15 protein-coding genes are annotated in these 15502 nt (G+C 36.0%); 3 read left to right on the top strand and 12 right to left on the bottom strand.

The features are described from left to right. Nucleotides 1-336: 336 nt before the first annotated feature. The 8 genes from KI356_RS23770 to hutP all read right to left on the bottom strand — a co-directional run bounded on the left by KI356_RS23770 (nt 337) and on the right by hutP (nt 10451). Nucleotides 337-1911 (bottom strand): FMN-binding glutamate synthase family protein, encoded by a 1575-nt coding sequence (locus tag KI356_RS23770; protein WP_128282438.1) that lies wholly within the window; start codon nt 1909-1911, stop codon nt 337-339. 67 nt (nt 1912-1978) lie between these two features. Next, entirely contained in the window at nt 1979-3106 is a 1128-nt protein-coding gene (locus KI356_RS23765) for an alkene reductase (protein WP_128282439.1), read from the bottom strand. Between the two features lie 603 nt (nt 3107-3709). Next, nucleotides 3710-4171, bottom strand: a complete 462-nt coding sequence (locus KI356_RS23760; protein WP_171903127.1) for a CarD family transcriptional regulator — start codon at nt 4169-4171, stop codon at nt 3710-3712. A 302-nt stretch (nt 4172-4473) separates the two neighbouring features. Then, nucleotides 4474-5445, bottom strand: a complete 972-nt coding sequence (hutG, locus tag KI356_RS23755) for a formimidoylglutamase (RefSeq protein WP_128282440.1) — start codon at nt 5443-5445, stop codon at nt 4474-4476. Then, the gene (gene hutI, locus KI356_RS23750) at nt 5424-6695 is read right to left on the bottom strand and encodes an imidazolonepropionase (RefSeq protein ID WP_128282441.1); all 1272 of its coding nucleotides are present in this window, start codon (nt 6693-6695) and stop codon (nt 5424-5426) included. Before hutI ends, hutG begins: the two co-directional genes overlap by 22 nt. Nucleotides 6696-6707: 12 nt before the next feature. Then, nucleotides 6708-8366 (bottom strand): urocanate hydratase, encoded by a 1659-nt coding sequence (gene hutU / locus KI356_RS23745; protein ID WP_212936645.1) that lies wholly within the window; start codon nt 8364-8366, stop codon nt 6708-6710. Nucleotides 8367-8389: 23 nt separating this feature from the next. Beyond that, entirely contained in the window at nt 8390-9907 is a 1518-nt protein-coding gene (gene hutH / locus KI356_RS23740) for a histidine ammonia-lyase (protein ID WP_212936644.1), read from the bottom strand. A gap of 103 nt (nt 9908-10010) precedes the next feature. After that, nucleotides 10011-10451, bottom strand: a complete 441-nt coding sequence (gene hutP / locus KI356_RS23735; protein WP_000926519.1) for a histidine utilization transcription antiterminator HutP — start codon at nt 10449-10451, stop codon at nt 10011-10013. A 195-nt stretch (nt 10452-10646) separates the two neighbouring features. On the opposite strand from hutP, the gene KI356_RS23730 reads away from it, so the two are divergent. Further along, entirely contained in the window at nt 10647-11594 is a 948-nt protein-coding gene (locus KI356_RS23730) for a class I SAM-dependent methyltransferase (RefSeq protein WP_212936643.1), read from the top strand. Between the two features lie 13 nt (nt 11595-11607). On the opposite strand, the gene KI356_RS23725 is transcribed toward KI356_RS23730, so the two are convergent. Then, the gene (locus tag KI356_RS23725; RefSeq protein ID WP_212936642.1) at nt 11608-12180 is read right to left on the bottom strand and encodes a DJ-1/PfpI family protein; all 573 of its coding nucleotides are present in this window, start codon (nt 12178-12180) and stop codon (nt 11608-11610) included. After that, nucleotides 12177-12755: an AAA family ATPase gene (locus tag KI356_RS23720; RefSeq protein ID WP_212936641.1), complete on the bottom strand. Its 579-nt coding sequence runs from the start codon at nt 12753-12755 to the stop codon at nt 12177-12179. Before KI356_RS23720 ends, KI356_RS23725 begins: the two co-directional genes overlap by 4 nt. A 259-nt stretch (nt 12756-13014) precedes the next feature. On the opposite strand from KI356_RS23720, the gene KI356_RS23715 reads away from it, so the two are divergent. After that, nucleotides 13015-13311, top strand: a complete 297-nt coding sequence (locus tag KI356_RS23715; RefSeq protein WP_128282447.1) for a hypothetical protein — start codon at nt 13015-13017, stop codon at nt 13309-13311. Nucleotides 13312-13414: 103 nt separating this feature from the next. Next, nucleotides 13415-13846, top strand: a complete 432-nt coding sequence (locus KI356_RS23710; protein ID WP_128282448.1) for a DUF2621 domain-containing protein — start codon at nt 13415-13417, stop codon at nt 13844-13846. A gap of 68 nt (nt 13847-13914) precedes the next feature. Here KI356_RS23710 and KI356_RS23705 read toward each other — a convergent pair whose 3' ends face one another. Beyond that, a complete protein-coding gene (locus KI356_RS23705; protein WP_001028639.1) occupies nt 13915-14421 on the bottom strand; it encodes a CcdC family protein in 507 nt (168 codons plus the stop codon). Between the two features lie 91 nt (nt 14422-14512). Further along, nucleotides 14513-15220, bottom strand: coding sequence for a cytochrome c-type biogenesis protein CcdA (gene ccdA / locus KI356_RS23700; RefSeq protein ID WP_002172933.1), 708 nt, complete (start codon nt 15218-15220; stop codon nt 14513-14515). Nucleotides 15221-15502 lie beyond the last annotated feature (282 nt).

Here is a 15502-nt window from a genome sequence, read left to right as displayed (position 1 = left end):
TTTATCTCGAATTCGAGATAAAATGCAAAAAAACTACATTTCTTATTATTAATTTAACATTATTTAAAATATTGATTTTATGATTTTGACTACCCTTCAAAAATATCTTGAATTCGAGATTTATTATAGTCTAATTAATTTTTATTGTCAATGCGGACACCGTTTCATTTTTTCATCAAAAAAAATATTCTGATAACTAATCCCCATCAAATAATTTGTTTGAAAAAGAGAAACCGACAAGCGGGAACATTCATGTAATAAACTTCCACTTTCCCCATAATCAAAAAAGCCATACAAATGTATGACCTTTCACTCATTTTTTGTTCAGCTACATATTTACTTCCCAATTACGGAAGGAAACAATTCCGAAAGTGGAACTACTCTCCCCATCTCATCTTTAAACACAATATGCTCTCTCGTTAAATGGCGTGGGCTCTTTTCTCCCGCTGCTGCCGCTAATGAAAACAAACTATATCTCATACTAATAATATAGTTCATTACCCTCCATTTCTTCTCATACGGATCTAACGCTTTTTGGTAATGCGGATTCGTAGTTGCAACGCCTGATGGGCATTGTCCTGAATTACATTGAAGCGCCATAATACAACCGCTCGCCATCATAAATCCGCGTGCTGAATTTACAGCGTCTGCCCCAATAGCTAAAGCAATTGCCACTTTATCTGGTGTGATTAATTTCCCGGAGGCAAACACCTTTAATTTATCCCTGACACCGTAATAATTTGCTGTATCAATAAATGTAATTAGTGCCGGTATAAGCGGAAGCCCCATACTATCTGCCATCGATTTATATGTTGCACCTGATCCACCTTCTGAACCGTCGATTGTAATAAAATCTGGATAGATGTTTAATTCTTTCATTGTTTTCAATAAATCTTCCAAAGGCTCCTGCTGACCAATTACAATTTTCATGCCCACTGGCTTACCACCGTTTTCTTGCAAATCTTGAATGAAATATAAAGCCTCTTCCGCACTACTAATAAATGAAAAACGATTCGGCGAATTAATCGTTTCCCCTTCTCGTACTTTCCGAACGGAAGCGATTTTCTCATTTACTTTCTGTCCTTCTAGATGACCACCACGTATTTTTGCACCTTGCCCAAATTTCAATTCAAACGCTTTAATATTACTTTCTTTTGCTTTTTTAATAAATTCTTTCATTGAAAAATTACCGTCCTCATCACGGTATCCAAATAACCCCGGACCAATTTGCGCAATAATATTTGCACCTGTATGTAAATGTTCTGGAATTACGCCTCCTTCTCCAGTATTAATCCACGATCCACCTGCCATTTTTGCACCAAATCCAGTTGATAAAATATAATTTTCTCCAATCGCACCGTAAGAAGTCGCAGATGCACCGAACATACCATGTAGTTTCCATGGATATTTACGATTTTCACCGACTATAATTGCATCGTCTTCTTCATATAACCAAAGACTCGTTGTATCCGCTGTCAATTTCTCGTTTCTTGAAAATAACCCCTCTTTATGAATCACATACTTTTTTCCCTCTCGTTCTTGCTTGAGATTCACACTTAATTCATCTGTTAATATCGGAAACAATGTATTAGCAATATAATAGCCAGATGCATCAAAATCTCGTTTCGACCCAAAACCAAGTATTTCAGAGCGATATTTCGCTAGAAACATAACACTTTGAAAATCGTAACGTGAAAAAGGCTTTCCATCCGTATCATGATCAAACCAATATTGCCGAAATTCTGGTCCTATCTTTTCAAGTAAATAGCGCATCCTCCCTAAGTATGGATGCAGTTTTAATATAGAGTGATGCGTCCGTTTTTTAATAAAAAATGTAATGATAAAAAAGACAATTAAAAGTAACATCAAAAATAGTAATATACTAATAATAACGAGTAGCGTTTCACTCATCCCGCTTCCTCCTATGAAATTCCATAATAAAAGGAGAACACTCGATGTGTTCTCCTTTTATCTTTATTCACACTAATGTAGTAAGATGCTCTTTCGCATCATATTCAACTAAACTTTCAGCATTTTTAATTCGCTGAACAAAATCTGGGTTAGCGATTAACGGTCTTCCGAACGCCGCTACATCAATTGTTCCTTCTTGCAATGCTTCTTCTGCCTCTTTCGGATTCAAATTACCAACCCCAACAATAGTACCATCCCAATATTTTCTTACTAATTGATGAAAATTCTTTCCGTCAGCAATAACTTGCGTATAATTCATCGTTGAAGGGTGAATCATCGTTAATCCAACTTCTTTAAACATATTTACAAACGTTTCAATCGCAAGTTCTGGATTTTCCCACATATACGCAGGATTATCACCTTTAAAGGCAGAGAAGCGAAGAAGTGTTTTATCAGCTCCAACTGCCTCTATTACAGCCTCTGTTACTTCTTTCATAAACGTTAACCTTCGCTTTAAGTCACCACCATATTTATCTGTGCGCTTATTTGCAAATTCATAAGTAAATTGATCAATTAAATATCCGTGTGCACCGTGAATTTCTACTCCATCGAATCCAGATTCGATTGCGTTTTTTGCAGCTTGTGCATATTGACCGATAACTTCTTTTATTTCTTCCATTGTCATTGCTTCTGGTGTATCAAACGGTTTACGAAAACGTGGAACATTTCCTTCTGCCGCAATTGCTGACGGCGCTTGCGGCATTTGACCACCAATTATTTCATGATGACTCATACGTCCGACATGCCATATTTGAGCAATAATAGTCCCGCCTTCTTCATGTACTGCCTCTGTAACAGGTTTCCAAGAATCAACTTGCTCTTTTGTATAAATACCTGGCACTCCTGGATTCCCTTTCGCTCTTGGACTAATGACAATTCCTTCTGTAATAATTAATCCAACTCCATCAGCAGCACGTTTTCTATAGTACTCCACTACATCAGCGCCAACTACACCAGTCTCATTATCAGCGAAACATCTCGTCATCGGTGCCATTGCTATACGATCACGAAGAGACCAAGATCCAATTTGAATCGGATCAAACAACTTTGTTTCTTCAATATTTTCAAAAGATCCCCAAGTGTTTATATTTGTTCCTTCATAAATACTTGCCGCTTTATTATTTGAACTTGTCATTTTTCTTCCCCCTAAAAAAATTTAACTATAATCGCATCATACTTACTTTTAAATAGTAACGTCAATTTATACGTCTTTACCATTAAATATTCGAATATTAAACAAAGGGAATGATAAAAACAAAAATTAAAAAGGTTTCCTAGTTAGGAAACCTTTTTAAGTTAACCATATAAGGCTAACAATTCGTTTATCTCTTTTATATAAAGAAATTAAACAATTATTATCTCCTCACATATGGAAAATCTCTTAACAATAGAAATGAAAGTGGCTCAGTATTCTTCTAAAAATAAAAACTTATATATACCTAAAACAATGAAAGCCCTACCTCTCTTTCATCCTTACGGCTCCTTGTCCGTGCCAGTGTGAATCAGGATTGCAAAAATTAAGTAACTATTTTATCGAAGTATTGAATTAAACTTCGAACATTCGTAAAAGAAATTAAAAAATAAAAATGGATTAAATTGTAGTCATAACAAACGAGGTTAATGCTTTAAAAGTGGTTTGAAAGAGTTGAATGTCTTTGAAATGATTGATTTTCTATAATTATATTCCCAAAAAATTCAAGATCTTTTTTGGGATGTAATATATTATTTGTAATGAACCTTAACAAAAGCTTTTTATTTGATTTTCTGTGATACCTTCAATTAATCCCAGTTCACTAATCAAAAATTCATGTGCGTTATCTAACATTTTCTTTTCGCTTGCATTAAGTGCTTTTTCTTTCTGCATACGTAATAAATCACGTACAACTTCAGCACCTTCTTGTATTTTACCCGTTTTTATTTTATCTGTATTCAATTTATACCTTTGTTTCCACGTCAGTAATCTGTCTGATTCTCCATGTTGAAAAATATCTATTATGTTTGTTAATGCCTTTATATCCGTAACTGGTCGTATATTTGAACTCAATATTTTCCCCATAGGAATCATTACTTCCATATTACTAGCCGACATTTTTATGACATAATACTGTTGTTTTTCTCCTGAGATTTCCTTTTCTTCTATGGCTTTAATTATACCTGCTCCGTGCATTGGATAAACGATGTTATCGCCAATTTGAAACAAATAATCCACCTCCATATATGGTAACCTTCTCAATCTTAACACACATTTATTTTTTTAGCAAAATTTTTATAATATCACAAAATTATTTTCTATGTCAATTTATTTATATAGAAAAATTCAAGCTTTACAAAAACACTAAAAAACCCGCAATTTTGTTACCTTTTCACACCCATCCCCTCCAAGTTTATATGCCTTATAAAATAAAAAATACATCACTACATAAGTAATGATGTATCTTTATATAATGCGTAACATGAAAGACAAAAACGTTTACTTCAAAACTTCACACACACACGATCCGCTTATATACTAACCTGCTTACTAATCGTTTCTCGTGCTAATAGAAAGCTCATAATAACTTGTGCCGCTACTCTACTCGTCATATCCCTAAAATCAAGAGTTGGATCAATTTCTACTATATCCATTCCTTGAACGAGGGGTTCTCTGCCGAGCAATTCAATAGCATCAAGTAAAGTTATGCTATCCATTCCACCAGGACCAATTGCTGGGCACCCTGGCGCAAATGCTTGGTCTAATACATCCATATCAACAGAAATATATATGGCAGTCACACCTTGCTTACGTAGTATTTCAATACTTTCTGCCATAATATCTTTTATTTTTCTTTCTCGTACATCTTTCATTGTATACACTGTCACGCCATGCTCTTTTGCATATTCATGGTAAGCACGCGCATTTGAAAAGTTACGAATTCCAATTTGAACGAGTTGTTTTCCTGTAATCACACCATTTTCTAGTAGACTGCGGAACGGTGTACCATTTGATGGACCACCATCATCTAAATTACGTAAATCATGGTGGGCATCAAATTGAATAATACCTATTTTCCCTTTACTCGTTGCAAAACCACTTATACTTGGAAAACTAATAGAATGGTCACCACCAAGAACAATCGGTGTCATTTTCGGGTTCACTTTCGTCAAATGACCAAGTGTTTTCGCAATTCGATTATGATTTTCTTTTATATCTGTAACATGCATCGTAATATCACCGCAATCATATAAGACACTTTCTTTCATGTCGTGCTCTTCTGTAATCGCGTATGTGCTATATGCATCTAGCATTGCACGAATCGTTTTTGGTGCAAAACATGCACCTGAATGACTAATAGATGGTTTAGAAAGTGGCACTCCAATTAATGCAGATCCGAAGATTTCTTCTCCCTCTTCCCAATCTCTAATCATATCACTCCATTTCGTTACTTCACGATCAATAAACTTTGCATTTTTCTTTAAATAGTGGCCGTGCTCCACGATTTTTCACCTCTTGTATATGCGATATTACCATTTTTCCATACTGTATTTACATGACTTACACCGTAATGGTACGGTACATAAGCATAATTATAAGCATCCCATAAAACTAAATCTGCCTTACGACCAACTCTAAGTTTCCCAGCTACATCACCACGATTAATTGCATAAGCTGAGTTAACTGTTACAGCATTCCAGACTTCTTCTGGTGTCATTTTCAGTTTTAGCATCGCAATGCTCATAATAAGCTGAATGTTTTCTGTCGGACAACTACCTGGGTTAAAGTCTGTAGCTAATGCTACCGCAACACCTTCATCAATCATTTTACGTCCGCGTGCGAAGCTTTCTTTATTTAAATAGAAAGTTGTTCCTGGTAATAAGGTTGCTACTGTATTCGAAGCCGCTAGCATTTCAATCCCTTTATCTGACGCACCAACTAAATGGTCCGCTGATGCTGCACCGATTTCAGCTGCTGCTTCCGCACCACCAAGAGGGTCGATTTCATCTGCGTGAATTTTCACATCAAATCCAAGCTCTTTCGCTTTTAATAAAAATTCTTTTGATTCTTCTACAGAGAACACACCTGTTTCACAGAAAATATCAACGAACTCAGCTAATTGTTTTTCCTTCATTTCAGGTAATAGATCTAACATCCATTGTAAAAATTCTTTTGATTTCCCCTTGTACTCTTTCGGAACTGCATGAGCACCTAGAAATGTTGAAACTAAATCGATTGGATGCTCTTTTTGTAATTGTGCAGTTGCCTCTAATTGTTTCCATTCCGTCTCATCATCTAATCCGTAACCACTCTTCGCTTCTACAGTTGTAACTCCGAAAGATAGCATACGGTCTAAATGAAATTTCGCTTTTTGAACTAGTTCTTCTTTCGACGCCTGCTTCGTTGCATTTACAGTTGAAAGAATACCTCCGCCTTGTTCTAAAATTTCTAAGTACGGAACTCCTTGTAATTTCAGCGCGATCTCATTTTCACGAGATCCACCAAATACAAGATGAGTATGCGGATCAACAAGACCAGGAGAAACCATTTTCCCACCGCAATCAATAACTTCTTTCGCCTGAAGCCCTTTTGCTTCTTCCGCCGTTCCAACGAAAGTAATTACGCCGTTTTCAATTCCAACCACACCGTTTTCAATAACAGGAAGCGTGTTCATCGCTTCCCGTCTTAACAAGCCATCTTCTTGATCCATTGTTAGTAATTGACCGATATTTATTAGTAAAGTGTCCAGCATGTTTTCTCCTCCTTATTTCATCATTGGAATGTTAACGCCTTTTTCTTTCGCAGTTTCCACAGCTAAGTCATATCCTGCATCAACGTGACGAACAACACCCATACCAGGGTCAGAAGTTAATACACGCTCAATACGTTTTGCTGCCGCTTCTGTTCCATCTGCAACGATAACCATTCCAGCGTGAAGTGAATAACCCATACCAACGCCACCACCGTGGTGTACAGATACCCAGCTTGCACCGTTTACACTATTAATTAATGCATTTAAAATTGGCCAGTCTGCTACTGCATCACTACCGTCTTTCATCGATTCTGTTTCACGGTTCGGAGATGCTACTGATCCGCAATCTAAATGGTCACGACCAATAACGATCGGTGCTGATAATTCACCATTCGCCACCATTTCATTAATGATGCGTCCAAACTTCGCACGCTCGCCATAACCAAGCCAACAAATACGTGATGGAAGACCTTGGAACTCAACTTGCTGACGTGCCATACGAATCCAGTTACATAAATGCTCATTATCAGCAAACTCACGTAAAATTACTTCGTCTGTTTTATAAATATCTTCAGGGTCACCAGAAAGTGCTACCCAGCGGAATGGTCCTTTTCCTTCGCAGAATAATGGACGGATAAATGCTGGAACGAATCCTGGGAAATCGAATGCATTTTTCAAACCTTCATCAAAAGCAACTTGGCGAATGTTATTTCCGTAATCAAATGTAATTGCACCTTTTTCTTGCATTGCAAGCATTGCTTCCACATGTTTTGTCATGCTTTCTTTCGATAATTGTACGTAACGTTCTGGATCTTCTTCACGAAGTTTAGCTGCTTCTTCTAGTGTGTAACCTACTGGAATATAACCGTTTAATGGATCATGTGCAGAAGTTTGATCCGTAACTAAGTCAGGGATAATATTACGGTTTACTAACTCAGGTAGAATTTCTGCTGCATTACCTAATAATCCAATTGAAATAGGCTCTTTCTTCTCTTTATACTCGTTTGCAATAGCCAATGCTTCTTCTAATGATTCTGTATACTTATCACAATATCTCTTTTCAATACGACGATCGATACTACGCTTATCTACATCAATAGCAATTACAACGCCGCCATTCATCGTTACAGCAAGAGGTTGTGCACCACCCATACCACCTAAACCAGCAGTAAGTGTTACTGTACCTTTTAATGAACCATCGAAATGTTGACGAGCCGCTTCACCGAATGTTTCGTATGTTCCTTGTAAAATCCCTTGTGTTCCAATGTAAATCCAGCTACCTGCTGTCATTTGGCCGTACATCATAAGACCTTTTTTCTCCAGTTCACGGAAGTGATCCCAGTTCGCCCATTTCGGTACTAAGTTTGAGTTCGCTAACAGAACGCGAGGTGCATCTTCATGTGATTTAAAAATTGCAACTGGTTTTCCTGATTGAACAAGTAACGTTTCATCGCTCTCTAACGTTTTTAATGAATCAACAATCGCATGGTAGCTTTCCCAGTTACGAGCTGCACGGCCAATTCCGCCATATACAACTAATTCTTCTGGTTTTTCAGCAACTTCAGGATCTAAATTGTTCATTAGCATACGAAGTGCAGCTTCTTGAACCCACCCTTTCGTTTGTAACTCTGTACCTCTTGGCGCGCGAATTGTTTGTTGTACTTTTTCCATTTTAATCTCTCCCTTTTCTCATTTTATAGTGCTGCGTTTACATCTAATCTTTCTTTTATCGAATAATTCGTTTTTAACCAATGCGTAATATTTTCAATATCCGTTGAGAATATACGGTCATTTGTAATAGAAGGTACTTGCTGACGGCCTTGATGGTAGAAGCTCTTCGTCACTGTACTCATGTTTTCAATCCCTCGATATTCTGCTGCCTGCATCGCACAAATCATCTCAATCGCAAGCACGCGTCTTGCATTTTGAATAATTTGATGTGCATGACGTGAAGCAATTGTTCCCATACTCACGTGATCTTCTTGGTTAGCTGACGACGGAATTGAATCTACACTCGCCGGATGTGCTAATGTTTTATTTTCTGAAACAAGTGAAGCAGCTGCATATTGCATAATCATTGCACCAGATTGTAGTCCTGGCTCTGGACTTAAAAATGGCGGTAAATCATTTAATTGAGGGTTTACTAATCGTTCAATACGACGCTCTGAAATATTAGCAAGTTCCGCCATTCCTACTTTTAAGAAGTCCATCGCAAATGCAATCGGTTGTCCGTGGAAGTTACCACCTGAAATTACCTTTTCCCCACCATCAAAAATAAGCGGATTATCTGTCGCTGCATTCATTTCAATTTCTAATTTTTCTTTCACGTAATTTAAAACTTGCCAAGAAGCACCGTGCACTTGCGGGATACAACGAAGTGAATATGCATCTTGTACCCGAAGTTCTCCTTGCTTTGTAATAAGTTTACTATCATGAAGAATGTCACGAATTCTGCTCGCTACTTCCACTTGCTCTTTATAACCGCGTGCTTTATGCACATTTTCATCAAATGCATCAATAATGCCTTGTAATCCCTCAATTGTCATAGAGGCAATTAATTCAGATTGATAAGCCGTTGCTTCTGCTTCTATATAAGAAAGAACTCCTTGCGCTGTCATCGCCTGCGTGCCATTAATTAACGCAAGACCTTCTTTTGCTTCTAATTCAATAGGTTCAAGTCCCTCTTCTGTAAGAGCAACCATCGCATGAACTCGTTTTCCTTTGTAGAACACTTCACCTTCACCTAATAAAACGAGAGCAAGATGAGATAGAGGTGCTAAATCGCCACTCGCACCAAGTGAACCTTGTTGCGGAACGACTGGGTGAATTTTACGATTTACAAACTCAAGAAGCATATTTACAACAAGCGGTCTAACACCAGATACTCCTTTAAGCATCGTGTTCGCTCGTAAAATTAACATACCGCGTGATACTTCTTCAGGAAATGGATCGCCTATCCCGCATGCATGTGATTGAATTAAGTTATGCTGAAGTGCCTTTACATCATCTTTTTGAATAAGCACATCACTAAACTTTCCAAAACCAGTTGTAATACCGTAAACGACTTTTCCGTCCTCTACAATTTTCTCGACAACTTCGCGGCACTCTGCCACCTTTTGCATACTAGTTGGGCAAGCTGTTACACCTTCACCTTCAAGTAACAACCTCTTCATTTCTTCAACTGTCAATGTGTGTCCTGTTAGCGTAATCATTCTTTTTCCTCCTTATAAAGGCAAAAGGGGACCTTATCTTTTTAAGACAGACTTCTGTCCTAAAAAAGTAAGGCCCCCTTCTAACTAATAGACTATGGGCAAATCATATGTGATTAATTCCTAAACCAATCGCCTCATGCTCAGATCCTTTTACAGGTGCACCAATCGTTCCATAAAGTGCAACAGCAACCCATTCGCCTTCTTTTTTTCCGTCGTATGGTGTACCGCGCACAATTGCAAATCGAAGTCCTACTGTACGAAGAACGTCTGCTAACTGAATTTGACCTCTCGTCACTCCGTACAAAGCTTCCATTATTGCATGATAAAGTGCATGTGTTTCTCTGTAAACATCTGTTTCAATAACTCGGTTGCTCTTAGCCGCTGTTTCCATTGCTGCTACAACTTTTTGCGAATTCATCGAACCAACTTTCCCAGTACAGTATTTCCAACCTTTTGGAATAGATAATACGGGGCTTTCATTCTCATCCGCAAGTGCCAACAGCATGGCCATACGACCAATTCGATGTGTTCCTTGAAGAAGCATGTGACTCTCTCATTTCTTTTGAATTATTTGAATATTACTTAATTTAAGAATATATGAAAACGTTTAAATCGTCAATAGTTTAAAATCATATTCAAACATTTTTTTAACTCCCCTAATTTGTGTACACAAATTATTTACATAGATTTTTCAGCCATGCTATAGTCTCACTAACAGATGCAAAGGGGCGAAATTCCAGTGGCAAAACGAAAAGATATTCATTTTCGAATTGACGAAAAATTACTAGTAAGATTTGAAGCAGCACTTCATTACGAAGGTTTAAATAAAACAGACGTTTTAACACATGCAATTCAACAATTTTGCACAAAGGTGGAATATGAAAAAATGAATGATGTAAAACGCCAATACAGCGTCAGCAACCATTTACAAACACGTATCGATACACATAAATGTTACGAAGAAAAACGAGTGAATTTAGATGAAGTCGTCATTGAACGTTTACAGCTTCAGGGGGAAGAAAAAATATTAGAGGTTGGGTGCGCTAACGGCAAATTTCTTTCCCTATTACAAAATAATGGTCATAAAGGCCAATTAACCGGGTTTGATCAATCGGAAACTATGCTTTCTGAAGCTGCTAAAAAAAGTACTAGAATTAGATGGAAACAGGGTGATGCTAGTAAACTTCCTTTCGAAGCTAATTGTTATGATTGGGTAATCGCAAGGCATATGTTATACCACATGAAAGATGTCGAAAAAACAATTCAAGGATTCCATAAAGTAATTCGTCCCGGTGGCTCACTTGTAGCTACAACAAATTCTAAAGTTTCAATGCCTCGTATAGTTGAAATGTGTAACAGCATGCTAGACGCATTTGACTTACCAAAAACATCACCAGCAGTATTTCCATTTTGTTTAGAAAATGGTAAAGAGATACTACAATCTGTTTTTTCAACTGTTGAAGAAACAATTATTCATAATGCACTCATTTTCCATCATGCCTCTCCAATTATAAACTATATTTCTAGCATGTTTCCGTCGCTAAATATACCTGATAATATATATCTTCACACTGAAATGAAGGAATGGCTAAAACAAGAAATAGAAAATGAATTATCACTTCACAACGGTATATGGCGCGATCCGAAAACGATAGCGATTTATCAATGTAAAAAAGAAAAAAGCTAGCAAATGCTAGCTTTTACACGTTTTCTGGTAAAAGATTCTCCATCATTATATTGCCCTTTCCATGATAAAAATTTGTATTATGTTCATTCGCTACTCCAAAATAAGAGGCAATCGCTAATCCAAATGGTACAAATGCATGTCCTTGTGCTGTAATAATATTTGCGTGCTGTACAACTTCTTTATATACAAAATTTTCTACTGGAAAACAATCTAACTTTTGATAATCTATAGTTGCTGTATAAGAAATCTCTTTAAATAAACCTGCTTTTGCTAGTGCATACGGTCCAGCACAAATCGCAGCTACTAATTTTTCTTTTTCAGAAAATTGGCGAATGACTGAAAAGAGAATATCTACGTCTTTCATATGTACTGTGTCTCCCCCTGGAATGATAATCCCCGCATATTCTTCTACACGCACTTCACTTAATTCTATATGCGGTTGTACTTGCAAGCCGGTTTCACTTATAATCAACTCTTTTGTTAAGCCCGCAGTAATGATTTCATATTTCTTTTTCAGCAATGCTGTTGCTACCGTTATTTCAAACTCCGCAAATGTTGGATATACGAATAATAATATTTTCTTCATAGTCCTCTCTCCTTTAGCCATCCTATAAAATATTTTTCTAATTCGTTCACTGATAATGTATTTGTGTCCACATAAGTTACAGGAAATTTTTTATACCATTCCTTTTCAATTTCTACTAATTTAAATTGTTCCTCAAATGTACTTCGGTTTCTTGCCCTATCATTATTTTTTCTATCATATACATTCTCTTTCGAAACATCTAAATAAAAAATTGCATCCGAACGGCATTCTCTTAATTTGTGCAATTCATCTTTTAATTCTGTTTCTATATCCCACTCCTTCTCTATCATCTTCGGATAAAAAAGTGTATAAAATTCAATATCTTCTGGCCCGCGATCAAATATCACGACCGACCCCTTTACATTTTGAAGCTCTTTTATTTTTGCTTCAAAGAACATTTTTTGATTTGCAATAAACCCCTCTTTTGTGGAAATATCCAAATTTAATTCTTTCCGCTTTTCTACAATTGGATAAGGGTTTTCATATATAACCGAATGTCCCCTCTCCTCTAATCTTTTTGCTAATGTCGTCTTCCCACTTGCCATCGGTCCTTGAAGTGAAACTATGTAAGTCATACCTCTCATTCCTTTGCACTATAGTAAGTTGCTTTTATAATATACAGAATTTTAAAAACCATCAACAAAATACTTACCATCTTGTTTCCTATTCTTATCTGACTTATAATAAAAAATAGAGATGATTATGAACGCATTTTTTATGTAAGCTTGGGTTTCCAAGCTTACATTATTTTTTGCTTCCACTTTTCTTATAAAAAGAGTATACTGTTTTAGAACGTATGTTCTTAATGATTACATACAGTAAGGGGATAGAACAATGGTATACGACACAAAAGCAATTTCTTGGAATGAATCTTTAAAACAACTTCAACGCCGCTATACAAACAAACAAGTTGACCGAAAAGAATTTGAAGACATTGAACTAATGGAATTCTTCCGCGATAACGACTACATTTCTTTACCTACACATATAAGCGGCCTATCAACAGCACGTTTTACTTCTTACTCTATTTTCACAACTGAAGATAAAGATCGTAAAGTTGGCACACTTATCATTGAATATGTAGAAGATGAAAATGATATTTTACGTGTTGAACAACTATACTTCGTTTAAACTACAACGCTTGGTCAAATTGACCAAGCGTTCTTGCTTTCTACGAATCTCACTGTTTATAATATAAATAAAAGAAAACTGCTTTCGTTAAGGGGGAATACGATTGCTAGAAGGATGGTTTAGTTGGTTTATTGTCGTTTGGACTGTTGTATTATTAGGACTTATGTCTATCGGTGGATATTTTATGTTCAGAAAATTCCTAAAACGGTTACCGAAAGAAGATGGTATGTCCATTTTAGATTGGGAGCAACACTACATTGATCAAACACGACACTTATGGGATAACGAGCAGAAACAATTATTAGAAGAACTCGTAAGCCCTGTTCCTGAACTATTTCGCGATGTTGCCAAATCAAAAATCGCTGGAAAAATCGGGGAACTTGCATTACAAGAAAATGCCTCTCAAATTACACAAGATTTAATTATTAAAGGATATATCATTGCCACGCCGAAACGAGATCATAAATTTTTAATTAAGAAATTACAAGAAAAAGAAATTGATTATTCTAACTATAAACCTTTACTTGCAAAGTAACTTCACATTATTTTCGATAAAAAAAGACAGCGCCTTTGACGCTGTCTTTTTTTATACATATACAGTTTTCAAGTTAGCTTCATATCTTTTTCATTATAAAAACCATCTTCTTTTTCCATTTCCTTCTGTAATTTCGTAAAGGAACGGTACATTGCAATTCTCCATGAAACAATCATCGCGAACGCAAGTAAGAAGAACATGCCGCTAAGTTGTCCTAAATCAAGAGATTGACTTAAGTATGTTTTAAATACAATCCTCACTACAAGTAATCCAATTAAAATAAATACAAATGCTTTTGAACGCTTCAAATAAATCTCTTGTCCACGTATTTCAAATTTAGATGTTTTAATAAGAAAAATAGAGAAAAACAATCCGACACCAATCGCTTCTAACATTTCTGCTGGAGTTAATCGAAATTCAGGAAAAACATACATCAACGCTCCCGTACTCATAAAAAATGGTGGAAGTATAATTTTTTTCAATGTTGCAGGTTTCTTAGCTGCTTTTAAACGAATAAACATCGCACCAACGGCCATACAAACAGCAACGATACTTGATAAAACAACTATGTTCATATTTTCTCATCCTTTTTTTGTGGCTATACGCAAAATATAATTTCATTATATGCTTTTCCGTTAGTATTTCCAACATTTTCACGGAATAATACTAGAAACCGGTAAACCCACCAAATAAACTTGAGAAATATACGATAATTTTCGTCATCCAGTTAAAATAAAGGAAGACCCCCATGACAATCATAATGTATCCTCCGACTTTCATGAATGTCATACTATTTCTTTTAATCCAAGACATTTTCGTAATAAAGAATGAAAGTAGGAAAAATGGAATAGCAAACCCAAGTATGTAAGCAATCATATAAACCATTGCTGATTCTGGATTTGTTGCAGCTAATCCAATTACAGACACTAAAATAGGCCCAGTACATGGTGTCCATCCTGCAGCAAATGCCAATCCAATTAAAACTGAACCAAAATAACCACTCGGACGGTTTTTAAAAGTGAATTTACGGTCTTGCATTAAAAACTTCGGCTTAAACACACCGACAATAATAAGACCGAACACGATGATAAATATACCACCTAACTGTCTAATTAAATCTTTATAATCCGTAAAAATTCCTCCGATAAAACTTGTACCAAATCCAATTGCGATAAATATAATAGAAAACCCAAGTAAGAAAAACGCTGTATGTATCATACTTCTTTTGCGAAGCATTGCATTTTCTTCTTTCAATTCAGAAACCGACATACCTGTTATGTATGATAAAAATGCCGGATAAAGCGGTAAACAACATGGGGATATAAATGATAAGAACCCAGCTCCAAACGCTAAAAAAATACTAATATCTTGCATTATTCCACTCCTCTCCTCCTCAATATTGTAACAAAAACAATTGAAAATACTATGGACATTTCATGAATTCACTTTTCCAACGTGACAATAAGAAAAACTACCTTTTCACACATTTCCTAATAAAACGTTTTCATTTCCTTCTATTATATAGAAAAATCTCAATTGAATTATGAAACTCTTTCTAATTATTACTAACATAACAAAGGTTCCACAGTTTCTCAAATCATTTGCACATTACAATTAACGTCACACATATTAACCTTAAAAATTTTTTTTCAAATG

It is taken from the genome of Bacillus hominis, assembly GCF_018332515.1.
GTDB classification, from domain to species: domain Bacteria; phylum Bacillota; class Bacilli; order Bacillales; family Bacillaceae_G; genus Bacillus_A; species Bacillus_A hominis.
Note: the sequence above shows the minus strand (reverse complement) of the source record. Positions and strands in the feature narration are given on the sequence as shown.